The following is a 23,544-nucleotide window of genomic DNA, read 5'->3' on the forward strand; positions in this document are numbered from 1 at the left end:
AAACCTCCAAAGTTAGAGATGGTTATTTTTTTGTACTTTTTTATGGATATTTTTAATATTACGCTCTATCACTCATGTATGATTCCGCTATTGTTTGTGAATTACATAAAAAACCATGAATAATTAATTACAAATTTAATATTCTTAAATCTCATAAGTATTATTTTTTATTGTTCCTAACTGTGGTAACATTTCCCATGTGAGAATAAAAATATATAGGAGTGGAATAAGTTGAAGCGTAAATTATTTTGGATAATCGGGATTATCGTTATCGTTTTGTTAGTTGTTGTTGCGCTTATTGTAAAACAAACTACAAATGATACAGACGATAAAAAAGACGGTTATGATACATATAAAGTTAAAAAGGAATCTCCTTTAAGTATTTCTGGTAAGGCTGCACCTACTAAAATTAAAACTTATAACAATAATGATCAGTTAGGTGAATTTGTGAGTACAGTTGTTGAAGATGGTCAATCTGTTAAACAAGGTGATCAATTGATTAACTATAATGTGAATGATCAAAAGCGCCAAGATTTACAAGATAAAGTAAATGCTGCACAAAACAAAGTTGATCAAGACTACCAAAATATTAATCAGCAACCGAACAATAATGATTTACAAAACACTTTATCTAAAGATTTAAATACATTAAATGATGCTAACAAGCAGTTATCTCAGTACGACCGTCAAGTAAACGAAAGTATGTATGCTACATTTGATGGTAAAGTCGAAATGGAGAATGATAATGACGCTAATAGTGGTGAAGCAATATTAAAATTAGTCGCGAGTGAACCTCAAATCAAAACTTCTGTATCTGAATTTGATATTACTAAAATTAAGGTTGGCGATGCAGTTAATGTAACAGTGAATAGTACTGGCGAAGAAGGTAAAGGGAAAATAACAAAGATTTCTGAATTACCTACAAGTTACGATGATAGTAACCAAAGTGAATCGATGAATACTGCAGATCCAGAAAGTGAGACAACGCAGACATCTAATCCTGTTTCTAATAATCCAAGTGTTGGTAAAGGCAACTCTAAATATCAAGTAACGATTGGTAAATTAGACATTTCTGTTCGTAGTGGTTTCTCAACTGAAGGAGAAATTCCTTTAGATACGATTAAATTACCTAAGTCTGTATTAACAAAAGGTAATCATGTATTTGTTGTCGATAAAAATCATAAAGTTCATAAACGACATATCAATATTAAACGACAAAATGGTGAAATATATGTTGAGAAAGGACTTAAATCTGGCGATAAACTGATCATTTCACCTAAGAAAACATTAAATAATGGTGAAAAGGTTGAGATAGCATCATGATTAATTTAGTTAATGTGAATCGACACTTTAAAAACGGAGAAGAAACAAATCATATATTGAAAGATATTAATATATCTATTGATACAGGTGAATTTATCGCGATTATGGGCCCTTCAGGTTCTGGGAAAAGTACACTAATTAATATTTTAGGGTTTATAGATAGAGGGTACACAGGTGAATATCTGTTTGATGATGAGAATTATCAACAAGTTTCAGATAATAAGCTTGCCTTTATTAGAAATAAAACAGTCGGTTTTGTCTTTCAAAATTTTAAATTAATACAAAATAATACGATCATGGAGAATGTTAGTATCCCTCTATTATATTCAGGTATGTCTTCAAAAGAACGTAAACAACGTGTTGAATCTGTCTTAAAAGACGTTGGAATAGCAGATAAAAAACATCTTGTACCGAATAAGTTATCAGGTGGTCAACAACAACGTGTCGCCATCGCACGCTCGATTGTCAACAAACCTAAATTCATTATCGCTGATGAACCAACAGGTGCACTTGATTCTCAAACTTCTAAAGATATTATGGATTTATTTGTGCGACTTAATCGCGAACAAAATACAACGATGATTATTGTTACGCATGATCGTAAAGTAGCTGAACAAGCTGATCGCGTGATACACATATTAGATGGTCGTGTTCAGCGAGAAGAGGTGATAGAATGAAGAACTTACCGAATATCATATCAGTCTCTCTCAAATCTATCATGAAGAATAAACGCCGTAACATCTTTACGATGATTGGTATTATTATTGGTATAGCTGCAGTCATTACCATTATGTCTTTAGGTAATGGTTTTAAAAAGACGGCATCTGATGAATTTGCTGATACGGGTGCGAGTAAAGGACAAGCTATGATTAGCTTCATGCCTGAAAATATGGAAGGCTCTAAAGAAAATCCATTCGACAAACAAGATATTGAGCTCGTCAAACAAATAGACGGTGTCACAGACGCTACAATTAAAGAAGATGACAGTCAAAGTTATGGGGCAAAAATGACCAATTCACAAAAGCAATCTGACATCAATATCTTCAAAAAAGACCATGTCGACAATGCATCTGAAGGTAAAGGGTTCACACAATCAGATAATGAATTGAAAGAAAAAGTCGTCACAATCGATCAAACGATCGCTAAAAAAGCGTTCAAAGGTGACGCGATTGGTAAGACGTTATTTATAGATGACCAAGGATTTAAAATTGTAGGTATTGTCAATAATCCTTTGTATGAAAATACAGTCAATATGCCTAGCGAAACATTCAATCGATATATGGGCGACTTAAGTCAGGAACTTCCACAACTAGAATTAAAAGTAGATAACGATGATAACAAAAAAGAAATCGCTAATAAGGCAGCTAAGCTCTTAAATAAAAGAGGTTCAGGCATGAGCGAAGGTAGTTATCAGTATTCAGATATGGAAGAAGTCATGAAAAGTATTACACAAGTATTCGATGCCATTACGTACTTTGTTGCAGCAGTAGCAGGTATTTCATTATTCATTGCGGGTATAGGTGTGATGAATGTTATGTATATTTCAGTCGCTGAACGTACAGAAGAAATTGCGATAAGACGTGCATTTGGGGCTAAGGGTCGAGACATTGAAATACAATTCTTAATAGAAAGTATCGTACTATGTCTAATCGGTGGCATTATAGGATTAATCATAGGTATCTTGATTTCTAAACTTGTAGAAGCCGTTACGCCTGATATGGTTCAAAGTGTTGTGAGCCTAGGATCTATTTTACTAGCTGTCGGCGTTTCAACATTAATTGGTATTGTATTTGGTTGGATACCAGCAAGGTCAGCATCTAAGAAAGAATTAATAGATATAATTAAATAGTTTAAATATAATTTAACCGCCACCTGAGTTGTCGTCCAACTCAGGTGGCGGTATTATTAGTTATACTTCAGTTAAGGCATTATTAAAGTCTGATATCATTTTGTGCCATGCTTCGTCAATACGTTCATCTAAACCGAATAGCCCGCTTCTTCCCAATATATAAATATCTGGATTGGCTTTTTGAATTTTACTAAATGTCTTCTTATTTGAAGAACCATCCATTTCAATTAAATATTTGTATTGATGTTCATCTCTTAACTTTCTTAATTCTACTATTTTATCTAATGTTTCATCGATAAATTTTTCTCCAGCAAACCCTGGGTCAACGGTCATAATTGTGATCTTATCTAAATATTGAATATATGGTTTAATCACTTCAATGGGTGTTTCTGGATTTAATACGATCCCTACTTTTTTACCTTGATCATGAATCTTATGAATCAATCGGTAAGCGACACCATTGACGACTTCTGCATGTATACATATATAATCTGTATCTACTTTTAATAATTCATCCACCCAAAATGACGGCTCCGTGACCATTAAATGTGCAGAAATGGGTACGTCAGAAATTTTCTTAACTTGTTCAATAAACCAAGGTGAAAGTGTAATATTAGGGACATAATGACCGTCCATAATATCTATATGATAAGATTCTACGTGCTGATTCAAAAATGTAATCTGCTCGCTAAATTTATCTAAGTCCATCGTCATTAATGATGGTGAAAACTTTACATTCTCCATATGTTAAACCTCCATTAGTATACTTTAATATCGCCTAATTCTATGTCATCTTCTTCGATTTCATCGACCATTTCTTCTGATTCATTTACAGGTTTTTTAAGTAGCACAAGTACTAGAGCCGTAACAATAACATTTGCTACGATAGCGATGACGAAACCTAATGGCTGAGACATTGTTGGAATTGCCAACATGCCACCAAACGGTACTTTCGAGTCAGCGTTCATCACCATTGAAATCGCGCCACCTACTGCACCTCCGATTCCTGTAGCAATAACACATCTAATAATGTCATTTAAAACAATCGGTAAGACGCCTTCTACAATTTCAATAATTCCCATTGGGAATGCTGTTTTTAATGTTTCTACTTCTACTTTTTTATAAATATTTTTACGCATTAATCTTCCAATCCAATATGCAAATGCGAATCCAATTGGTGTAGCTGTGTTAACGACAATCAATGCTGTTATAGGTTCATGAATACCTTGTGCTTGTAAAGTTAAAACAAATGCAAATACTGTCTTATTAATTGGACCACCATAATCGACACTTGCTAATACTCCGATGATAATGCCATAAATTAATTTAGAAGTACCGCTGAGTGATTGCAAATACTCCGTTAAAATATGCGTAAATTGTGTAATTGGCGCGCCGATTACATAGACCATAATAAGCCCACCTATAAGTGAAGCGATAAATGGAATTACAAGCATGGGCATTAAGCCTTTTGCCCAATTTGGCATTTTGATATATTTAATAATTAATACAACAAGATAACCTGCCAAGAAGCCACCTATTAAACCTCCGATAAAACCTGATCCAACTGCATTAGCTGTTAAACCAATAACGAGTCCAGGTGCTATACCCGGCTTATCAGCAATTGAATAAGCGATACCTGTTGCAATAACGACTGGTAACATGCCCAGTCCAGCTCCACCAAGTGTTGCAAGTACATCCCAGAATGAATAGCCAGTCTTCGTTAAATCTGTTGATGAATCTCCGCCTAACGCCATTCCAATTGCAATCATGAATCCCGCTCCACATACAACTGGAATTAAATAAGATATTGCCGTAAGTAAATGACCTTTTAAATTCAACTGATTAAAAAATGTTTTCACGTTATCTCCCCCTTTGTTAGTTAGATAAAATTGCTACAACTTCTGTTTTATTTTTAGAATTTAATAATTGTTCAATCACTTCATCATTACTCAACTTTCTTGCGATTAATGATAAGAGTTTCAAATGTTCTTTAGAATTGTCGTTATCTTCACCGACTGCAAGTAAAATAACGACTTTCGCACCTGTATCATCTAAAGATGGCCACTCTACTTCATCTTTTAAGACGCCAATTGCAATACCAACTTTGTTAACGCTACTACTTTTCCCATGTGGAATCGCCACAAAGTTACCAATACCTGTTACGCCTTCTGACTCTCTTTTATAAACCGCTTCTAAAAATGCTTCTGAATTGTCTATATATTGTTCTTTATCAAATAAATGAACGAGTGTTTCTAAAGTTTCTTCTCTATTATTTGTCTCAAGTTCTGTTAAGATTGTGTTCTCATCTAATACATCTATTAAATTCATATAGCATCTCCTTTATTGTTGTGAAATTTGTTCGATTTTTTCTATTAATTTATTTGGAGATTTTATTGCGACATCTGTCGGTATTTCGATGACTTTTTTACCTTCAAATCTTTCTTTAGCGCTTACCTTTACATCTACAGCAAGCAACACGATATCAGCTTGTTTTATATCTTCAGGTGACAATTCATTTTCTACACCAATTGTGCCTTGTGTTTCGATTTTAATATTATGACCTTTCTTTTCAGCTGCTTTTTCTAACTTTTCAGCTGCGATATATGTGTGTGCAATACCTACTGTACAAGCACAAATACTCACGATATTCATATTTCATTCCTCCAATTATATTAATGATTCTACAAAGTCTTCATCTGCTAAATTTCTCATAAATGCTTTAATGTCTTGCAATACTGCTTGATCTTCTTGTGGTTTAAGATTTAGCAAAATAATCAATTTCAATGACTGGTCATGCCAATTGATAATATTTGTCTCACTTTTAATTAAAAATATTTTAGTCTTTAATATGTTCTCACTTTGAATGTGCGGTAAAATCACTTCTGGGAAAATTTCAATATTCCCATGATGTTCTCGCTCATGTACCTCTTCAATAAAAACACTTTCAGACTGAATGTATTGATTCTTCTTTAACTGACTACCTATTTCTTCTATGACATCTTGATACATTGCGTTAGTTGTATTAATTTCATAAAATAACGATTCATTCATTGTGATCACCTAACATTTCTATCATCTTTCGTAATTTAATTTGATCATTCTTATTAAACATTGCGCTGATGACCACGATTGGAATTTGCTTTACTTCAGGTATATGAACAGTTGAAATAATCAAATCTACTTTATGCAAGTCATCATCTTGTAAATCAAAAGAAGATTTAACATCTACAATCTCAATTTCAGGTACATTTCTGTCTATTTTAGTTTTCAATAATTCAGAAGTACCTATGCCAGTTGTACAAGTAATCAACGTTTGTATTTTCTTCGGATTTCTCTCAAGTTCTTTCGCAAAATACAGTGTTAAAAAGCCTATTTCATCGTCATTCATTTTTTTAATATGATACGTTTTAGAAATTTGCTCTGAAATCTGTCGAATAACTGTAAATACATGTGGATATTCAATTTTAATTTGTTCTATTAAAGCATTTCTGACATTTAACCCATGTTCAATTCGATTAAGCATCGGTTTAATATGTTTAAGAAGTTGCTGCTCTAAATCAATATTTTTAAATGAATGATTTAATTCATGACTCGCACCATCTATCAATGCATTTGTTATATCAATGACTTCTTGTGAATATTGCATGTCTTCTTGATTATGCTGAACATTTTGCGTTTCAAATCTTGAAGAAATAAGATATTCAAACAAATAAATTCGTTCATTTTCAGGTAATTGAGTATGAAGATATTGTTCAACATTGCCAATGACCATGTCACTCATTCTATAAAATGATTGATACTCATTTTTTAACTTTATCAATTCAGGTGTCTTTCTATCTTTGTCTTGTTTGATCACACCTCTTTTTCTAAAGCGCATAATTAAAATATATAAATGAGAGAAAATGTTCACATTATAAGGATAAGGAATAATCATATCTTTATAATTCTCAATCTTATTTATTTGTTCTTGAACAAAATGTGCATCTTTATCCTCATTTTGATCGATAACATTATATGCCGAGAAATTAGACAGTTGCCCATCTCCAATGAGTTCTAACAATGCATTTCGAATATCACTTTCATCACCGTTTATAAATAAATGACGATTCTTTCTTTCTAAATTTAAATTAAAACGTTTTAACATCTCTTCAATTTTTTTCTCATCTGTGTTCAGAACACTCTCAGAAATATAATAACGTTCGATAATATTAAAGATAGATATCGATTTAGGGGAGATTAATAATAAATCTTTTGTCATCATATTTCGTCTTTCAATAGGAGAAAACAAATCATTTTGATGAAGTTGCCCTATTTCATGCTGTTCAATATATTCTTTATCATCAATACGATAGCCCTTACCTTTTTCAGATATAATAAGAGGCTCTTTATAATAATCATTTATACGTTTAACAAGTCGATAAATCGTTTTAGTAGAAACATTTAGATGTTTAGCCAATCGATTTGAATCGACAAACGAATGCGCATTTAATAAGTAATGAATTAACTTCTCTTGATTATCACCTTCCATGACTTTTACAACCTCCCTGTAGCTTTATCATAAAACAAATATATGTAAGCGTTTTACTTTTGTTTGTCCATTACAATAGACATTAAAATATCATTCATTATAAACTATCGCGTTACTAAAGTAATGAATTAACTTCTTTTAAACTTCTACATCTGTAAAAAGTCTGCATACCAATTAAAATTGCGCACAAAAAAACTCACTTTAACATAATTGCTAAAATGAGTTTAAAATTATAGTTCTATAAGTGTTTTGTTCGTTTGAAACTGCTCTTGCTCAAAAAATTCTGGGACATCTCCGAATTTAATATGTTTAGTAAAATAGCTTTCTTGTATTTTACCTTGTCTAATTTGCTCAATTACAAATTCAAAATCATCTAATGTCGCATTTCTACTTCCCATAAGTGTTATTTCTTTAGCATGAAAATCTGGGTCTACAAATTCAATCGTGTCTTTAACTAAACCGACATAGACTATTTTACCGCCATGATTAACGTAATTAAATGCTTGTTCCATAGACTTCTTGTTACCAGTTGCATCAAACACAACTGTTGGATATTCATTATCATTTACTGAAAGAATGTCATCAATAATGGAAGGACTAACTACTATAGTTTCATCACACTCCGACCATTCTTTACAAAATTCTAATCTTTCAGCACTAAGATCAACTACAATAACCTTCGCACCTTTTAATTTAGAGAAACGAGCAACGCCTAAACCTATCGGACCAGCTCCAACAACCAATACTGTTTCACCTGATTGAACATCTGCTCTATTAACGCCATGTGCACCAATACTTAAAGGTTCAATCATAGCAGACATATGAATCGGTAAATCATTAACTTTAATCACATTTTGAGCTGGTACTGATAAATATTCTGTCATACCTCCATCACTATGTACACCGATTACTTCTATGTTCTGGCAACAATTCGTCTTATTATTACGACAAGCTAAACATTTTCCACAATGGACATAAGGTATGATTGTGACTTTATCATCTTTCGAAATATCTTCAACATTTTTCCCAATCTCTTTAACGATCCCTGACAATTCATGTCCTAATATTCTAGGATATTCAAAAAATGGCTGATTACCACCATATGCATGAATATCTGTTCCACATATTCCAATATGTTTTACATTAATTAATATATGATCATCTTCTATGAAGATTTGTTCTTTAGTTTCTTGAATAATCATTTTCCCAGGTTCTTCACAAACAATTGATTTCATATTATACACTTTCTTTCATTTTTATTTTGAATTAAAGTTCAATAGTTCCAAATGTTTACCAATATGATTTTTAAGCAATTCAGCATATTCATCTTCATATTTTACTAAAACGGCATATATATCATCTTTAAAAATATAGTGACCATTATCATTTTTAACAGTCAGAAGTAACCCATATGAGACATGTAGGAGTTGTCTCGCATTATCATCTTCTAAATAAGATTGATATTGCGTTTCAGTTAATTGCTCAATTGGCTTTATATCTTCAATATTAGGCGTGATGTGATAATATTTTTGCGTTTCCGCAAAATGATCCAAAGCATATTGATGTATATTCCTATATAGATTCGGTTCATGTATGGCTATTAAGCGCACAGCTTCTAACCAGTTAGTACCTGCTGTTTTTATATGGAAACGTTTATGCGTCTTTTCACTTATTAAAGGAAATACAGAAAATTTATCACTACCTGAGTGAATGCTTAATTTATATTTAAAATAATCTGCAATATGAGCATGTACTTCAAGCTCTTGTTCAAACTGAGCAATATCACCAATATAATCTATACCTTTTTGAAATTCTCCACAAAACCTTGGTGCTAAACTCGTCACTTGCACGTCTTGATCATATAATTCCTTTGATACGAAAAGGTGATCAAAAGGTGTTGTAATAGTCATTGTTTCATCAATAGAAATTTCAAAATCAATATCTCTATCTAAAGGCTCGATGTAAGTTTTGTATATATAAACCATGTATTCGATTGCTTTATGATAAACGACAACAACTTTCATAAGTTCATGTTTATCAAACACCAAATCATTATGTTCGATTTGATAAGACTTACCTAAGTACTTATCTTCATAGTATTGCTTTATCTCTTGATTAAACGGTTGATAGGCAGCTTCTACTTCATCATGATTGTCTAAATCAACATCATTTCTAATGTAATCAGAACAATCTAAAGTTAACATCGAAATACCGAGCTCTAATTCATGTTTAATATCCCTTTCTTCTTTAAGATGATCACCATCTGCACCGTAACCATCTGTATAACCTGCTTGTATAACACTGTAAGCTGCTGAGTCGATAACATCTTCCATTTTTCGATTTGTTAAATCTAATTCTCGAATACTTTGTTGTGCAAAAACAGGTCTCATTTTAGAAGTTCGTACTGCTTCAACATGGCCAGGTGTCGCAAGACCTAATCTATCACCTAAACCTATCGTTGTTTCATTCTGACCAAATGCTCGCGGTTTTGTAAATTCAAAATATTGATTTAACACTAATCTATTTTCATGAGTTAATGGGCACAATTTAGCATCATTACCATATTCTTCACCATTAATATCTTGAAATAAATGATCATTACCAACTGCTAATAAATACTTTTCGTTTTCAGCTTTAATCATGATAATACTTGTATTCTTTTCTTTAAATAGAGATTTTTTATATACTTTTATGATTTCTGATTCTGGTAATTCATCTTTTTTCACAGAAGAAATAATTTGATGTAATCCTTCCATTATTTCACCCATCCTTTACTCGATTTTATACGCTTTCAGGTTTTACAATTGGTTTAACAAAGAATATAACGGCGATAGAAGCTATCACTGCTAATCCACCTGCAAGTAGAAAGGCAGCTGTGTATGTTCCTGTTGTTTGAATAATATAACCTGTAATAGTTGGACCAACAATACCAGCAGTATTTGCTAATAAATGCATAAAACCACCAACAGATCCAACATTATTACTATCTACAACATCCTGTACAATCGCCCAATAAATTGCGCCTGTTAAATATAAGAATAAAACAGATAAGGCAACTAACGTTACAGCACCCGCAGTTGTTGTGACTATTCCCGAAATACCGATACACACAGCTGAAAGGAATAAACAAACAACTAGGACAACTTTTCTAGAGAAAAGCACACCTTTTTGAACAGTATGTTTATAGACAAAGTCTGATACTATACCACTCATTGCTAATCCTAAAAACCCTAAAACCCATGGTATGACAGTAATTAAACTCATGTTTTCTATACTTAAGTTTCGAGCATCAACTAAATAACTTGGGAACCATGTTAAGAAGAAGAATAAAATATAGTTATAAGCAAAGAAAGCAAATGCTGTAAAGAGCACAGTTGGATTCTTTAAATAATATCCTAATTTAAATGTAGTAACTGGTGCTATATCTGCTTTTTCATCAATTTTAGTTTCTTCAATATAATCTGGTTTTTCTTTCGCAAAGAACCACCAAGATATAGCCCAAATTAAACCAATGACCATAATAGCTACGAAAGATACTCTCCAACCTAAATGTAAAGCGATATATCCAACTATCGGACCTGAAATAGCACCACCAAGAGGTGTACCACTGTTTGCTAGTCCTACAGCTGTTGCACGTTTTGAAGGTGGATACCAGTTATTGACCATCTTATTAATTGTTGCACTTAATGGACCTTCACCCATTCCAAACAATATTCGGACAATAAATAAACTTACAAATCCGACTACTAAAACGATCGCACCACTAAATAATGACCAAACAATCATTGCAACAAACAATGTGATTTTTGCACCAAATTTATCAGAAGCTACACCACCGACAAAGTTGAAAATTGCATAACCAATTGAAAAACTACTAAAAATAATACCCATTTGACCTGGTGTTAATTTTAAATCCTCTTGTATAAATGGTGCTGCTACTGAAAGTGCAGAACGATCTAAATAATTGATAACACCCGCTAAAAATAGAAATATTAAAATAATCTTGCCATTTCTACCTATTTTTCCCATGCTTCAATCCCCTTTATATGTTTATTAAACGCCTGAGTATGCCATAAACCCGCCATCAACTGGTACAGTAATGCCATTTACAAATGATGAATATTCTTTATCTAATAACCATAAAATCGTACCGATAAGTGCTTCTGGTTTTCCAAATTCTCCAAGTGGTGTTTGGCTTAATATTTTTTCTGAACGTGCCGTCAGACTTCCGTCTTCATTTAATAATAAGTCTCTATTTTGTTCTGTTAAGAAAAATCCTGGTGCTATCGCATTGACTCTAATATCTTCCTCTGCAAAATAAACTGCCAACCACTGCGTAAAATTATTAATGGCAGCTTTTGCTGCACTATATGCTGGGACTTTAGTCATTGGTGCATAACTGCTCATAGAAGAAAAATTAATAATACTGGCATGCTCTGACTTCAGTAATTCTTTACCGAATACTTTAGCAGCAACAAAAGAACCAATAAAATTATTATTAAATACATGTTCAAATCCACTTTGTTCTAAATCGAAAAAGTTCTTTTTATCTTCAGCATTATATGATTCTGAATCTGTAATAGCGTCAGGGTTATTACCACCTGCACCATTAATTAAATAGTCAATTTTTCCAAATGCTTCTATAATTTCATCTTTAGCTTTTGTAAGCGATTCTTCATTTGTCACATCAACTGAATAGTTACGAGCCATACCACCTTCAGCTTCTATTTCTTTAACAACTTCTGCACCTTTATCATAAGTACGATTTAAAATGGCGATTTGCATGCCTTGTTTGCCTAATTCTTTCGCAATTTTTCTACAAAGAACTCCGCTGCCACCTGTAATTACAACAACTTTATCTTTTAAACTTTCATGTTTACTAAACATTTTTACCAGACTCCTTTTCAAGTTGATATGCATCCCATAATCCATTTAAGTACATAATACCTAATGCTCTATCATATAATCCGTATCCTGGACGGCATTCTTCGTTCCATAAATGTCTGCCATGATCTGGTCGAATATACCCTTTATAATCTGCATCTGATAAATGTTTCATAATTTGTGAAATATCAATATTACCGTCTTCTGTAAAATGAGAAGTTTCAACAAAACTGCCATTTTCATAGATATGAACATTTCTAATATGCATAAATGGTGCATGCTCATGATATTTCAAAGCAATTTCTGCCATATCATTATCTTTACTAGCACCCATAGAACCTGTACATAACGTAATCGCATTATTTGGGCTATTATTGATTTCAAACATTCTCTCGTAACTATCTGCGCCAGTTATAATTCTTGGTAAGTTAAAAATAGAATACGGTGGATCATCTGGGTGAATTGCCATTTTAATCCCACAACGTTCTGCAGTTGGAATGATTGCATTTATAAAGTAAGCAAAGTTATCCCATAATTTTTCTTCATCTATATCTTTATATGCTTCAAATAGTTCTGAAATTTGATCTAATTTTTCTGGTTCCCAACCTGGCATTGTTAGATTTTTACTCGCATTTGAAACAGTTTCTATTAATTCTTTCGGATCTAAATTTTTCACTTTTTCATAATCAAAATAAAGTGCTGTAGAACCATCTTCTAATGGATGGAACATATCTGTTCTAGTCCAATCAAATATTGGCATGAAGTTATAACAAATAACTTCCACACCATATTCAGCTAAATTCTCAATTGTTTGTTTATAGTTTTCAATTAATTCATCACGTTCACTATTACCTAATTTAATTGATTCATGAACATTTACACTTTCAACAACTTTTGCATTAAATCCATGTGATTCAATATATTCAACTTCATCTTTAATTTCTTCTTTTTCCCAAATAGCACCAACTGGCTTTTCATGAAGTGCCCATACAATCCCAGTTGTATTAGGTATTTGTTTAATATCTTCTAATGTAATTGTGTCATTGTTTCTTCCGTACCAACGAAATGTCATTTCCATTTTATCCATCTCCTAATTGAAATTAATAATAGCCTTCTTAACTTGTTCTGGATGTTCATCTATATATTGAAACGCTTCTTTTGCTTCATTTAAATCAAATTGATGTGTAACTAAATCAAAATCATCAAATTTACCTTTTTCAATATTCTCTATTACCTCTGCAAATTTATAAGTTTGTAATCTTGAACCAACGATTGTCAGTTCATTTTTTGTAATAGGCATTTGTGAAATATTAGCTGGTCTTTCATCAAATCCTAATACGACCACTCTTCCTGCTGCAGATGTTACTTGAACACTTGTTTCAAATGTTTGAGGCATACAAACGGCATCTATCGACACATTGACGCCTTCTCCATTCGTGATGGATCTAACTTCTTCAAGTAAATCTTTCTCAGCCACATTAATAGTAATATCTGCACCTTGTTGTTTTGCATAATCCAATCTTGATTGATCTAAATCTGAAATGATTACTTTCACATCTTTCAACTTAGCGTATCGTAATATGCATAATCCAATAGGACCTGCACCCTGTATAAGTAGAGTATCTCCATCTTGAAGATTCCCTCTACTAGTTGCTTGAGCACCAATTGTAAGTGGTTCAATCAGAACACTCATTTCAAAAGGAATATCTAAATTGACTTTATGAAGTTGCTTCTCATTAATTGCGAAGTACTCTCTCATACCACCATCTTCATGAACACCAAAGACGACTAAATTCTCACATACATTTGGTCTGTCTTGCTTACATGCATAACATTCTCCACAAGGTCTAATAGGTTCAACGACAACGTGATCGCCTACTTGTAATTCAGACTCTCCATAAACCTCGTCTACAACGCCTACTACTTCATGTCCAACCACTCTAGGAATAGTTGCTAATGGGTTAGTTCCATGTAAAATATGTCTATCTGAACCGCATATGCCAACCTTTTTAGTTTTTACTAAAATATTTTGTTCTTCGTTTATCTTAGGTTTATCTAAAGTTTCTACAACAAGTTCATTTTTTCCGATTACTCTAGCTGCTTTCATGTATACACACTCTTTTCTATCTATTTATAAGTTCTTTACCACTCAAGAAACTTTCTACTTGTTCTAAATATGGCAATCCTTCGTTATCGCCTATTACTTCTGTAACCATTCCACCAACTGCATTTGCGAATCTTACGCGTTCTTTTGCTGTATATCCTTTACTTAAAGCGAACAAGTATCCACTTGAAAAGCCATCTCCAGCGCCTACTGTATCGATTGGACTTACTGGAAAGACTTCTGTTTCAAATTGTTCTTCATTGCTTACATATTGTGTTGGTAAATGTCCACGTTTGATAATAATTTCTTGTAAGTCTTGTTCTTTTAATAAATCTTCAATATTTTCAAATGGTGTCGCTATTTTAAGAATTTCTAGTTCTTCATCGCTTGTTAACAGAATATCTGTATAAGGTAATAATGCGCCTAGACTTTCACTTGCTGTCTCTTTAGTCCAAGTTTTTAGTCTAATATTAGGATCTAAAGTTACAGTTGTATTTGCTTTTTGCGCTTTTTTCATCATCGCTTGAATCAGTTCAATTTTATGATGTAATAATGCGACAAAAACACCACTGACGTGGAAATAATCAATATCATCAAAGTTAATATTTGCGACATCTTCTTCTGTTAAGTCTTTAATGGGTGCATTGTCTCGATAATAAAATGAAGCACCGCTTCCATCTGCATTTATTTGTTTAAAATAAACAGACGTGTTTTTTCCTGATACTTGTTCGATATGATCTGTATCAATACCTTCTCCACGTAAATTATTGATAATATGTTGACCAAATTCATCTTTACCAACTTTTGAATAAAAAGTTGTTTCTAACCCTAATCTACTCGCACCAATTGCTACATTTAATTCCGCGCCTCCAATTGTTCTTTGGAATGTATGATTAAATTTCAAAGGTCCTTTATTACTAGGATTCATGGCTATCATGGAATCACCAATTGTGAAAAGCCTCATTTCTACCACTCACTTTCATCGATTTCTAACAGCTTCTACATACTTTTGAGCTTTTTCTGAAATAACTTCAAAATTATTTCCTGTAAATTCTTTCGTTAAGTCGCCACCAATACCTACAGCGAATGAACCTTTTTCAATCCAATCTGATATGTTATCTAAATTCACGCCTCCAGAAGGCATGAGTTCAACATTGGGTACTGGACCTTTTATATCTTTAATAAATCCAGCGCCTAATTGTCCTCCTGGGAACAGTTTGATTAAATCCGAACCATAGCGTAATGCTTCTATAATTTCTGTTGCACTACTACAACCTGGTAAATATGGAATGGAATATATATTACATAATTTAGATATATTGGTGTCTAAATGTGGACTTACAATATATTGAGCCCCTTTATTAATCGCAATTTGTGCTGTAGCAGCATCTAACACTGTACCTGCACCAAGTACGATATCATCACCATATTGTTTATGTACTTGATTAATCACTTCTTCAGCATTCGGTACAGTAAACGTAATTTCTATATTTTTAAATCCACCTTCAATGATTTCATCAACAATTTTCTTTGTTTCATCCTCGTCATTTCCTCTAACAACTGCAACGAGGTAATTTTCATGTAGCTGGTTTAAAATTTTATATTTTTTCAAAATAGCCCTCCGTTCCACATTGTGATACAATGTATTGTATAGTAATATTTAGTGTTATTATAACGTTTGTGAAAACGTTGTCAATTATTTTTTTCATCTATGTTACTTAATTCATAGATTAATTTATGCTATATTTTTATCAAAGAGGTGATGATTATGGCTTCTAACGTTCAATCCATTGACCGCGCATTAAGCATTTTAGAAATCATATCCGAAAAAGAACAAATATCATTAAAAGACTTAGTAGATGAAATTCAATTATCTAAAGCAACTGTACATAGACTTGTTAATTCATTGATTAGCAACGGCTATGTACAACAAAACGCATTGACCAATCAATATGAAATAACTTTTAAAATGTTCCAACTTGGGAATAAACGTGTACAAAATATTGATTTTTTAAATGTAGCTAAAAGTATGATTAGTCAGCTGATGACAACAGTTGGGGAAACATGTCATTTAGTAGTGGAAGACAATAACGAAGTGGTATATATAGATAAATTTATACCAAGCAATAACAATCGATCGATGGCATCTAAAATCGGGAAACGAGCACCTATGTATTGCACAGCAGTAGGTAAATCTATACTTTCGACGTATGAGAATGAAAGAATCCAAGAAATATGGAATCAATCGAATATTGTTAAATTAACCGAAAATACAATCACAGACTATGATCAATTCATCGATGAAATAGCAGTCATCCGAGAACAAGGTTATTCCGTTGATAACGAAGAAAATGAAAAAGGCATATATTGCGTAAGTACTTACTTCGTAAACTATCGAAACGAAGTCCAAGGCGCTATCAGTCTATCATTCCCTACAACAGAATTAGATAAGAAAGAGTTCTTTGTAGAAGAATTAAAAACATGTGCTAACAAAATTTCTAGATTACTTGGGTATCATTAAGAGATTGGGCCATAATATAGGGGTGCGCACGATATCTCTTAGTCTTCGTGCGTTACACCCTGTTTTTATACCTTAGCGCACGATATCTTTCAGTCTTCGTGCGTTACACCCTGTTTTTATACCTTAGCGCACGATATCTTTCAGTCTTCGTGCGTTACACCCTGATTTTGCACCTTAGCGCACGATATCTTTCAGTCTTCGTGCGTTACACCCTGATTTTGCACCTTAGCGCACGATATCTTTCAGTCTTCGTGCGTTATGGTTTTACGTTAAGCTAGTATCCAAATTTGGATGTATTAAAATACTCAAAACAAAAACAAGCCTATCACTTTAAAACTGACTTAATCAGTTAAGTGATAGGCTTATTTATTATCTAAACTCATAATTCTTAATTTCATTTACAATCGTATTATATTTATTTGTCTTGTATCTTGATTTGTTAGACACTACAAAGAAATTCCGATTTAAATCTAGGTCGTTTGTGACGATATAATCTTCATCAAATGATTTTATAGAGAAATTGGATAATATCGTATAGCCCATATTTTGTTTAACGAGTTCTAAAATTAATTGGTTATCATTAATGACTACTTTACGAGATGTTAAATTCAATTGCTGTAATAGCATATCTTGATAATATCTTATTCCTGATCCTGTTTCTCTAACGTAACATCTTAATTGATTTAAATTTTGGTTTGTTTGTTTATTTTTCACGAGTAATAATTTATCTCTTGTTAGGACTTCACTATTGATTTTGTCGTCCAGTACTGGCTTTTCGATAATGCCTAGATCAAGTGAGTAATCTTTCAACTTACTTAATATATCAGCTGAGTTATAGACATATATATGAATATTCAGTTTAGGATATTTCGTTTGTAGATAGATTGTTAAGTCTAATAACATCGATTGGCCGAATGTGTGACTCGTCCCTATGACAAACTTCCCTTTCACATCTTCTTTATGCTGATTAATTTTTGTTTGCAGTTGCTCATCTAATATAGCTAATTGGCATGCGTAGTTATATAACTCTCTTCCTTCTTCTGTTAAGATAATATGCTTTCTCGTATTTTCAAAAATTTTGATTTGATATTTCTCTTCTAGTGTCTTGATATCTCTACTTATGGATGGCTGTGATTTATATAACTTTTCTGCAGCATTCGTAAACCCTCCTTCTTCTACAATAACTTTTAAGATTTGTAATTTATCTTCCATTGCAACCACCTCATATCATTTTTGTTATATTATATATTTAAAAATAGCATTTCACAAATATTCATCTTGCGATTAAACTTACGTTGAGGTGAGCATTATGTGGGAAAAATTTAATAAACGTTTTTTACTCGGTATTGGATTTACTTTTTTAGTTGCTATTGTCAGTATACTTTTATCGTATTTACCTGTATTTAACAAAGTCGGGGCGCTCGCAATTGCGATTATTACAGCTATTTTATATAGACATTTCAGGGGATACCCTACGCAAATCGAATCGGGAATTGCATTTTCATCAAAAAAATTATTAAGATTTGCAATTATTCTATATGGGCTTAAGTTAAATTTGTGGACAATTATTAACCAAGGTAGCACATTGTTATTACTAGATGTTGGTGTCGTCGCTTTTGCGATATTGTTTATTTTATTTTTAAATAAAATCGTTAAAGGAGATAACAATTTAGTCTTGTTATTAGGTGTTGGAACTGGCGTTTGTGGTGCAGCTGCGATTGCCGCGATATCACCTATACTTAAATCTAAAGACAGTGATGTTGGAATTAGTGTAGGTTTAGTGGCCATAATGGGTACAATATTCTCTTTAGCTTACACATTATTATTCGCTATTTTTCCAATGAACGCTGAATTTTATGGTATTTGGTCAGGTGCAAGCTTACATGAAATTGCGCACGTTATTTTAGCAGCAGATGTTGGTGGCCAGTCATCACTAGGAATAGGCCTATTAACTAAGCTGGGCAGAGTATTTCTATTAATACCATTAAGTATTATTTTCTTAATCATCGTTAATAGAAAGAGATCACATAAAGTTTCACAAAAAATAGACTTTCCGTACTTTTTAATTGGATTTTTAATCATGAGCGCCGTGAATACATTCATTCCTATTCCTGAAGCAGTATTAAATGTAATCAGTACATTTACAACGCTTATATTAATTATGGCAATGGTCGGTATCGGTTTAAATGTATCTTTCAGTGACTTAAAAACAAAAGCATTCAAACCAATGATAGCAATGCTTATAACGTCAGTTGTGTTGTCAGTAATCACGTTTATTGTTGTTGGATTTTTATAATTGAAATATAAGGGTATAACATAGTTATGATTCAATTTTGAGAAAGATTGTGATTAAATGCTGTTATACCTTAAATTATATTTAATACTCATAATTTCGACGTTCAATTATTTATTTATACCACCTGATGTCCCTGCGTCTTATAAAGATACATTTACAAAAGCAACGCATCATGATTATCAAGAAGCTTTTAAATTAGGTTCACAAATTCCAAATGATTACCTTAAAATTAAACCATTTCATTCAAAAGATAAACGTATCAGTCAAGCAGTTGGTAAAGTCACATCTGATGAAACTGGCAAGTCAGGAAATGGCGCGACAGGATTTGTCATCGATGATCATACAGTTATCACAACTTCACATGTCGTAAGTGATGATGACGGAAACAAAGAAAAGAAACAATTTTATTTCTTTCCAGCTAAATCTAACCAATACACACCGATGAAATTCAAGATTAATCAATTTTATAAATCAAACGAAAGAGACGTCGCAGTGCTCATTACTGAAAAATCATTAACACCTAAAATTAAACCTTTAACTATAGCATCCGAACGTGAAATTCATCATTTGAAACCTAAATCAACACTATCTATGACAGGCTATCCAAATGAAGAACCATTTGATGGTCAATATATGTACCAATCAGAAGGATTCTATCTCAAACCAACTCATGAACATATCGAATATATCGGACACATGCATCGAACAATAGGATTTTCAGGATCTCCAGTATTTAATCATGATAACCATGTCATCGGTATACATGCACACGGCATTCGTCCTGATATGAGATTAAAAAATCAAAATACCCGTGATATTTACACAGGAGGTCCACTTATAACAGGTGAAACACGAAACTTTATTAATAAATACCGTAAATAATTTATACACTGCACAATTGTACCCGTTTGATAAATCAAAATAGTGGTATTCAATAAGGGTGTATATTATGAAAGGATGATGAAACATGCCATGGACTATGGACGAATATCCTCAAACTTGGAAAAACTTTGATCAACTTGAAAGAAAGAAAGCTATTGATATTGGCAACGCAATGTTAACCAACGGGTACAAAGAAGAAGATGCCATTCCAATTGCAACGAAACAAGCAGAAGACTGGTACAAGAACGCTACTAAAGAAGAATTAAATGAATTGAAAGATAAGAAAATTACACAACATAAACAAGACAGTTCTGCCAATCCTCAGTTAAACGATAAAGATATACATGTCTATTATGAAGACAATCAATGGAAGTTAAAAACTGATGGTGCTAAACAAGCTAGCGAAACCTTTGATAAGAAAGAAGATGCTATGAAGCGCGCTCGAAACATCGCTAGCAATCGTGACACAGAGATTATTGAACATAAGAAAAATGAATCTTAATGACAGAAGACATAATCAGAAATGTATCCATAATGGAAAAAGAACAGTTCCCAAAATAATTTTAGGAACTGTTCTAATTTTTTATGATTGATTTGAAAACAATTGATCATCTTTAGGTTGGTTTTCTAAGTAGGTAATTTTACCGTTCTCATCTAATCTTGCGATATCTTTGCCTTCTTGTGTATAAACACCTGTTTCATATCGGTTACCACAAATTGCCCAATCTGTTTCATAGCTACCATCTTCGTTTTGTGTCCAATCGTTATGCATATGTTTTAAATCTTTATTTGTTGTATAAACACTTTTAACAAACTGCTTCCAAGCTTCTTTACCTTTAAAAGTCTTCTTATTTAATACAAATTCTATATCATCATGAAATAGTTCATTTAATTTATGAAAACTTTCTTCACTGTATCTTGCTTCATCAAATAAGATAAAGTATTCATTTAATATGCTCATTATATTCACCTTCTTTTCTTCAAGTGATTATACCGTTCACTTTACAAAAGAGATATCATAATGCTCATTAATTTATAAACCAGCTTGTTTGCACATTTGGTCCTAGTACATTGGCATCGACATTTTGATCAAGTTCTGATGAATAGTAACTATCTGTATATTGCCATAATACATGTTCTCTTTCAGGTTGTGTTTCTTGATATGAAGCTAACCAATAACCATCATAAGAGCCGACAGCATTCGCTGTATGATTAACCATAAAGTCTTCATAAGAGTATAGTAATACTTTCTTATCACCTGAATACTTCCTCATTTCATTCAACCAAGCGAGTGTACTTGCATTTGTATCTCCTGAAGCAACTGATTCTTCCTCATAATCATTGATATAAAAACTTGCATTAGGTGCTCTATTATATAGCGATTTCGCTTCTGTTCTTGCTTCACTTACATTTTCATACATACTATATGTATAAACACCATACTTCATATTATTGGCAGAAAGTAATTTTGAATTTGTATCAAATGCTGCATCTTTATAGTCTGAACCATATTGTACTCTTAAAATAATAAAATCATAATTGGCTTTAAGCTTTTTAACTTGTGCTGATGTTAATTCTCCTTGCCATTCTGATAAATCAAGTATTGAATCATCTTTAGCTACTGTCGAAGATTCCTCTATTTCTTGTTTGTTTCTAAAAGTATTTTGATTTTCATTTTCTATGTATTTCTTATAACCATGACCCATCGTACCCTCTTCTTGGGCCGCTTCTACTTTTTCAGATGATACATTAATGATAAGCATCATCGTCACGACTGTTATCATCATTTTTAGAAATCTTCTAGACATTTAAATACTCCTTTGTCATTTATGCATATTTTATTAAACTTTATCTATTACAGGTTTTCCATTCTCGTCTAACAATGGTGTTAAACCACTGCCTGTACCTACCCAAGCATTGATATAATTAACACCTGTTTCACGATCAACAAGAATCGAAATGCGACCTAATCCTTTAACATTATCTACCGATTTAACAAAAAATCGATTATTATCTTTTGAATCATTATCTTTGTTACCAAACATATTTTTTCCTCCTTTTCTAATATAATGGTATAATATTTGCCATTATAATTAAATGATAGGAGCTAAATTTCATGAAAATCATCACAACTTTTGATGAATTAAATAAACAGATTGATGCACATACATTCACACTAATCTACGTATCTAGCGAGAATTGTTCGGTATGTAAAGCGGATCATCCAATCGTACAAAAAATGGTGGAAGACTATGACATTCCAGCATACGAAATTGTTGCTAACCAAATGCCAGAAGCTGTCGGACAATTAAATTTATTCACTTCACCTGTCGTATTACTTTATTACAACCAAAAAGAAGTTCACCGACAAGCCCGTATAATAGACTTTGATGAACTTCAATATCGTATAGAACAATTTAATAATCTATAGCATTATTCAACAATCGTATAGAAATCAATTCTCGTTACAGTACCTGTTTCGTTAGAAGTAAAGGCAATTTTATAACCATTTAAACTCCAAGAATATTGACCTTCAACACTTCTCAGACTACCTGATTTACTGAAATCTGTACCGTAAGAATCAACAACATCATCTATCGATAAATTAAATTGATTTGCATTTGTTGGTTGTGTATTAGCATCTAAACCGTAGTTACTATATACATTTAAATTTTGATCATATAAATTTATATTTTTAGCCTCATCTTGATGTTCTTTAGCATAATCTTCATGTGCAGGTGTTTCATATCCATTTAACGTGAAATTACCTGACTCAAATCCTTTTTTGAATGTATCCGTTATGAAAAATCCAGGATCATAACTCACATATCCATTGTAATAAGAAGTATAAGGTTGAGAAGCTTGGCTATCCATATTACTGTTGCTCGCCGCATCAACGGAATGACCGTTACCCGCTGCGCCTACCGTAAATACTGTCGCTACTGCTAAACCGGTTGAAACAAAAACTTTTAAAAATTTGTTCATTCGATTACTCTCCCTTTATATAGATTATGTATCATAAGATGATACACCTTCATCCTACACTTTTAAAATTCAATTACAAGGGATATTAAATAAAACATTTATTTGTTTTTATTACTTTTGTTTAATAGTAATCATTTCAATAAATTCAAAAACCCCAACCCGATATTTTAGA

General features: G+C 32.4%; 27 protein-coding genes. 8 read left to right on the plus strand and 19 right to left on the minus strand.

The window, feature by feature from the left end:
- Positions 1–231: 231 nt before the first annotated feature.
- The 3 genes from MHH94_RS12820 to MHH94_RS12830 are packed head-to-tail and all read left to right on the plus strand — an operon-like array spanning position 232 to position 3,172.
- Positions 232–1,323, plus strand: coding sequence for an efflux RND transporter periplasmic adaptor subunit (locus MHH94_RS12820; RefSeq protein ID WP_325888891.1), 1,092 nt, complete (start codon positions 232–234; stop codon positions 1,321–1,323).
- Entirely contained in the window at positions 1,320–2,000 is a 681-nt protein-coding gene (locus MHH94_RS12825; RefSeq protein ID WP_049319519.1) for an ABC transporter ATP-binding protein, read from the plus strand. Before MHH94_RS12820 ends, MHH94_RS12825 begins: the two co-directional genes overlap by 4 nt.
- Positions 1,997–3,172: an ABC transporter permease gene (locus tag MHH94_RS12830; RefSeq protein WP_325888893.1), complete on the plus strand. Its 1,176-nt coding sequence runs from the start codon at positions 1,997–1,999 to the stop codon at positions 3,170–3,172. The genes MHH94_RS12825 and MHH94_RS12830 overlap by 4 nt, the downstream gene beginning before the upstream one ends.
- 60 nt (positions 3,173–3,232) lie before the next feature.
- Here the strand turns inward: MHH94_RS12830 and alsE are convergent, their stop codons facing one another.
- The 14 genes from alsE to MHH94_RS12900 all read right to left on the minus strand — a co-directional run bounded on the left by alsE (position 3,233) and on the right by MHH94_RS12900 (position 16,300).
- Positions 3,233–3,916, minus strand: coding sequence for a D-allulose 6-phosphate 3-epimerase (alsE, locus tag MHH94_RS12835; RefSeq protein ID WP_325888894.1), 684 nt, complete (start codon positions 3,914–3,916; stop codon positions 3,233–3,235).
- Between the two features lie 14 nt (positions 3,917–3,930).
- Positions 3,931–5,031 (minus strand): PTS fructose transporter subunit IIC, encoded by a 1,101-nt coding sequence (locus tag MHH94_RS12840; protein WP_048541539.1) that lies wholly within the window; start codon positions 5,029–5,031, stop codon positions 3,931–3,933.
- Positions 5,032–5,047: 16 nt separating this feature from the next.
- Positions 5,048–5,500 carry a PTS sugar transporter subunit IIA gene (locus tag MHH94_RS12845; protein ID WP_048541537.1) on the minus strand — a complete coding sequence of 151 codons (453 nt, stop codon included), beginning with the start codon at positions 5,498–5,500 and terminating at the stop codon, positions 5,048–5,050.
- Between the two features lie 12 nt (positions 5,501–5,512).
- Positions 5,513–5,824, minus strand: a complete 312-nt coding sequence (locus MHH94_RS12850; protein ID WP_037590079.1) for a PTS fructose transporter subunit IIB — start codon at positions 5,822–5,824, stop codon at positions 5,513–5,515.
- 15 nt (positions 5,825–5,839) lie between these two features.
- Positions 5,840–6,223 (minus strand): PTS sugar transporter subunit IIA, encoded by a 384-nt coding sequence (locus MHH94_RS12855; RefSeq protein ID WP_058590818.1) that lies wholly within the window; start codon positions 6,221–6,223, stop codon positions 5,840–5,842.
- Positions 6,216–7,700 carry a BglG family transcription antiterminator gene (locus MHH94_RS12860; RefSeq protein ID WP_243554382.1) on the minus strand — a complete coding sequence of 495 codons (1,485 nt, stop codon included), beginning with the start codon at positions 7,698–7,700 and terminating at the stop codon, positions 6,216–6,218. Before MHH94_RS12860 ends, MHH94_RS12855 begins: the two co-directional genes overlap by 8 nt.
- Before the next feature lie 230 nt (positions 7,701–7,930).
- Positions 7,931–8,935, minus strand: coding sequence for a zinc-binding alcohol dehydrogenase family protein (locus tag MHH94_RS12865; RefSeq protein WP_048541530.1), 1,005 nt, complete (start codon positions 8,933–8,935; stop codon positions 7,931–7,933).
- A gap of 21 nt (positions 8,936–8,956) precedes the next feature.
- Entirely contained in the window at positions 8,957–10,456 is a 1,500-nt protein-coding gene (locus MHH94_RS12870) for a tagaturonate epimerase family protein (RefSeq protein WP_078355044.1), read from the minus strand.
- A gap of 25 nt (positions 10,457–10,481) precedes the next feature.
- A complete protein-coding gene (locus tag MHH94_RS12875) occupies positions 10,482–11,729 on the minus strand; it encodes an MFS transporter (protein ID WP_048541526.1) in 1,248 nt (415 codons plus the stop codon).
- A 24-nt stretch (positions 11,730–11,753) separates the two neighbouring features.
- Positions 11,754–12,587: an SDR family oxidoreductase gene (locus tag MHH94_RS12880; protein ID WP_058590821.1), complete on the minus strand. Its 834-nt coding sequence runs from the start codon at positions 12,585–12,587 to the stop codon at positions 11,754–11,756.
- On the minus strand, positions 12,580–13,662 hold the full coding sequence (gene uxuA, locus MHH94_RS12885) for a mannonate dehydratase (RefSeq protein WP_107603357.1): 1,083 nt from the start codon (positions 13,660–13,662) through the stop codon (positions 12,580–12,582). The genes MHH94_RS12880 and uxuA overlap by 8 nt, the downstream gene beginning before the upstream one ends.
- Before the next feature lie 12 nt (positions 13,663–13,674).
- Complete coding sequence (locus MHH94_RS12890) at positions 13,675–14,691, minus strand: zinc-binding alcohol dehydrogenase family protein (RefSeq protein WP_217843913.1); 1,017 nt, start codon at positions 14,689–14,691, stop codon at positions 13,675–13,677.
- Positions 14,692–14,707: 16 nt separating this feature from the next.
- Complete coding sequence (locus MHH94_RS12895; RefSeq protein ID WP_058590824.1) at positions 14,708–15,652, minus strand: sugar kinase; 945 nt, start codon at positions 15,650–15,652, stop codon at positions 14,708–14,710.
- A gap of 15 nt (positions 15,653–15,667) precedes the next feature.
- Positions 15,668–16,300 (minus strand): bifunctional 2-keto-4-hydroxyglutarate aldolase/2-keto-3-deoxy-6-phosphogluconate aldolase, encoded by a 633-nt coding sequence (locus MHH94_RS12900; protein ID WP_107603355.1) that lies wholly within the window; start codon positions 16,298–16,300, stop codon positions 15,668–15,670.
- Positions 16,301–16,456: 156 nt separating this feature from the next.
- On the opposite strand from MHH94_RS12900, the gene MHH94_RS12905 reads away from it, so the two are divergent.
- Complete coding sequence (locus tag MHH94_RS12905; RefSeq protein WP_058590826.1) at positions 16,457–17,209, plus strand: IclR family transcriptional regulator; 753 nt, start codon at positions 16,457–16,459, stop codon at positions 17,207–17,209.
- Between the two features lie 369 nt (positions 17,210–17,578).
- On the opposite strand, the gene MHH94_RS12910 is transcribed toward MHH94_RS12905, so the two are convergent.
- Entirely contained in the window at positions 17,579–18,421 is an 843-nt protein-coding gene (locus MHH94_RS12910) for a LysR family transcriptional regulator (protein ID WP_075577640.1), read from the minus strand.
- A gap of 97 nt (positions 18,422–18,518) precedes the next feature.
- Between MHH94_RS12910 and MHH94_RS12915 the strand changes: the two genes are divergently transcribed.
- The 3 genes from MHH94_RS12915 to MHH94_RS12925 all read left to right on the plus strand — a co-directional run bounded on the left by MHH94_RS12915 (position 18,519) and on the right by MHH94_RS12925 (position 20,889).
- A complete protein-coding gene (locus MHH94_RS12915) occupies positions 18,519–19,505 on the plus strand; it encodes a YeiH family protein (RefSeq protein ID WP_152291873.1) in 987 nt (328 codons plus the stop codon).
- Between the two features lie 57 nt (positions 19,506–19,562).
- A complete protein-coding gene (locus MHH94_RS12920; protein WP_340841384.1) occupies positions 19,563–20,387 on the plus strand; it encodes a trypsin-like serine peptidase in 825 nt (274 codons plus the stop codon).
- Positions 20,388–20,472: 85 nt separating this feature from the next.
- Positions 20,473–20,889, plus strand: a complete 417-nt coding sequence (locus tag MHH94_RS12925; RefSeq protein WP_078355042.1) for a DUF2188 domain-containing protein — start codon at positions 20,473–20,475, stop codon at positions 20,887–20,889.
- Positions 20,890–20,970: 81 nt separating this feature from the next.
- Here the strand turns inward: MHH94_RS12925 and MHH94_RS12930 are convergent, their stop codons facing one another.
- The 3 genes from MHH94_RS12930 to MHH94_RS12940 all read right to left on the minus strand — a co-directional run bounded on the left by MHH94_RS12930 (position 20,971) and on the right by MHH94_RS12940 (position 22,432).
- Complete coding sequence (locus MHH94_RS12930; RefSeq protein WP_340841386.1) at positions 20,971–21,348, minus strand: nuclear transport factor 2 family protein; 378 nt, start codon at positions 21,346–21,348, stop codon at positions 20,971–20,973.
- 67 nt (positions 21,349–21,415) lie between these two features.
- Positions 21,416–22,195 carry a GH25 family lysozyme gene (locus MHH94_RS12935; RefSeq protein WP_232182385.1) on the minus strand — a complete coding sequence of 260 codons (780 nt, stop codon included), beginning with the start codon at positions 22,193–22,195 and terminating at the stop codon, positions 21,416–21,418.
- Between the two features lie 33 nt (positions 22,196–22,228).
- The gene (locus tag MHH94_RS12940; protein WP_048541500.1) at positions 22,229–22,432 is read right to left on the minus strand and encodes a DUF6440 family protein; all 204 of its coding nucleotides are present in this window, start codon (positions 22,430–22,432) and stop codon (positions 22,229–22,231) included.
- A 71-nt stretch (positions 22,433–22,503) separates the two neighbouring features.
- On the opposite strand from MHH94_RS12940, the gene MHH94_RS12945 reads away from it, so the two are divergent.
- Positions 22,504–22,818 (plus strand): thioredoxin family protein, encoded by a 315-nt coding sequence (locus tag MHH94_RS12945; protein WP_058590832.1) that lies wholly within the window; start codon positions 22,504–22,506, stop codon positions 22,816–22,818.
- Positions 22,819–22,820: 2 nt separating this feature from the next.
- Here MHH94_RS12945 and isaB read toward each other — a convergent pair whose 3' ends face one another.
- Positions 22,821–23,372, minus strand: a complete 552-nt coding sequence (isaB, locus tag MHH94_RS12950) for an immunodominant staphylococcal antigen IsaB family protein (RefSeq protein ID WP_325888898.1) — start codon at positions 23,370–23,372, stop codon at positions 22,821–22,823.
- Positions 23,373–23,544: the final 172 nt, after the last annotated feature.

The sequence above is a fragment of the Mammaliicoccus sp. FSL K6-3158 genome (assembly GCF_038005105.1).
Lineage (GTDB): Bacteria > Bacillota > Bacilli > Staphylococcales > Staphylococcaceae > Mammaliicoccus > Mammaliicoccus sciuri.

Coding starts and splice junctions, on each gene's coding strand:
- MHH94_RS12825 (WP_049319519.1), top strand. CDS start 1,320: ATGATTAATTTAGTTAATGTGAATCGACACTTTAAAAACGGAGAAGAA.
- MHH94_RS12830 (WP_325888893.1), top strand. CDS start 1,997: ATGAAGAACTTACCGAATATCATATCAGTCTCTCTCAAATCTATCATG.
- alsE (WP_325888894.1), bottom strand. CDS start 3,916: ATGGAGAATGTAAAGTTTTCACCATCATTAATGACGATGGACTTAGAT.
- MHH94_RS12845 (WP_048541537.1), bottom strand. CDS start 5,500: ATGAATTTAATAGATGTATTAGATGAGAACACAATCTTAACAGAACTT.
- MHH94_RS12850 (WP_037590079.1), bottom strand. CDS start 5,824: ATGAATATCGTGAGTATTTGTGCTTGTACAGTAGGTATTGCACACACA.
- MHH94_RS12855 (WP_058590818.1), bottom strand. CDS start 6,223: ATGAATGAATCGTTATTTTATGAAATTAATACAACTAACGCAATGTAT.
- MHH94_RS12860 (WP_243554382.1), bottom strand. CDS start 7,700: ATGGAAGGTGATAATCAAGAGAAGTTAATTCATTACTTATTAAATGCG.
- MHH94_RS12865 (WP_048541530.1), bottom strand. CDS start 8,935: ATGAAATCAATTGTTTGTGAAGAACCTGGGAAAATGATTATTCAAGAA.
- MHH94_RS12870 (WP_078355044.1), bottom strand. CDS start 10,456: ATGGAAGGATTACATCAAATTATTTCTTCTGTGAAAAAAGATGAATTA.
- MHH94_RS12875 (WP_048541526.1), bottom strand. CDS start 11,729: ATGGGAAAAATAGGTAGAAATGGCAAGATTATTTTAATATTTCTATTT.
- MHH94_RS12880 (WP_058590821.1), bottom strand. CDS start 12,587: ATGTTTAGTAAACATGAAAGTTTAAAAGATAAAGTTGTTGTAATTACA.
- uxuA (WP_107603357.1), bottom strand. CDS start 13,662: ATGGAAATGACATTTCGTTGGTACGGAAGAAACAATGACACAATTACA.
- MHH94_RS12890 (WP_217843913.1), bottom strand. CDS start 14,691: ATGAAAGCAGCTAGAGTAATCGGAAAAAATGAACTTGTTGTAGAAACT.
- MHH94_RS12895 (WP_058590824.1), bottom strand. CDS start 15,652: ATGAGGCTTTTCACAATTGGTGATTCCATGATAGCCATGAATCCTAGT.
- MHH94_RS12905 (WP_058590826.1), top strand. CDS start 16,457: ATGGCTTCTAACGTTCAATCCATTGACCGCGCATTAAGCATTTTAGAA.
- MHH94_RS12910 (WP_075577640.1), bottom strand. CDS start 18,421: ATGGAAGATAAATTACAAATCTTAAAAGTTATTGTAGAAGAAGGAGGG.
- MHH94_RS12915 (WP_152291873.1), top strand. CDS start 18,519: ATGTGGGAAAAATTTAATAAACGTTTTTTACTCGGTATTGGATTTACT.
- MHH94_RS12920 (WP_340841384.1), top strand. CDS start 19,563: ATGCTGTTATACCTTAAATTATATTTAATACTCATAATTTCGACGTTC.
- MHH94_RS12925 (WP_078355042.1), top strand. CDS start 20,473: ATGCCATGGACTATGGACGAATATCCTCAAACTTGGAAAAACTTTGAT.
- MHH94_RS12930 (WP_340841386.1), bottom strand. CDS start 21,348: ATGAGCATATTAAATGAATACTTTATCTTATTTGATGAAGCAAGATAC.
- MHH94_RS12935 (WP_232182385.1), bottom strand. CDS start 22,195: ATGTCTAGAAGATTTCTAAAAATGATGATAACAGTCGTGACGATGATG.
- MHH94_RS12940 (WP_048541500.1), bottom strand. CDS start 22,432: ATGTTTGGTAACAAAGATAATGATTCAAAAGATAATAATCGATTTTTT.
- MHH94_RS12945 (WP_058590832.1), top strand. CDS start 22,504: ATGAAAATCATCACAACTTTTGATGAATTAAATAAACAGATTGATGCA.
- isaB (WP_325888898.1), bottom strand. CDS start 23,372: ATGAACAAATTTTTAAAAGTTTTTGTTTCAACCGGTTTAGCAGTAGCG.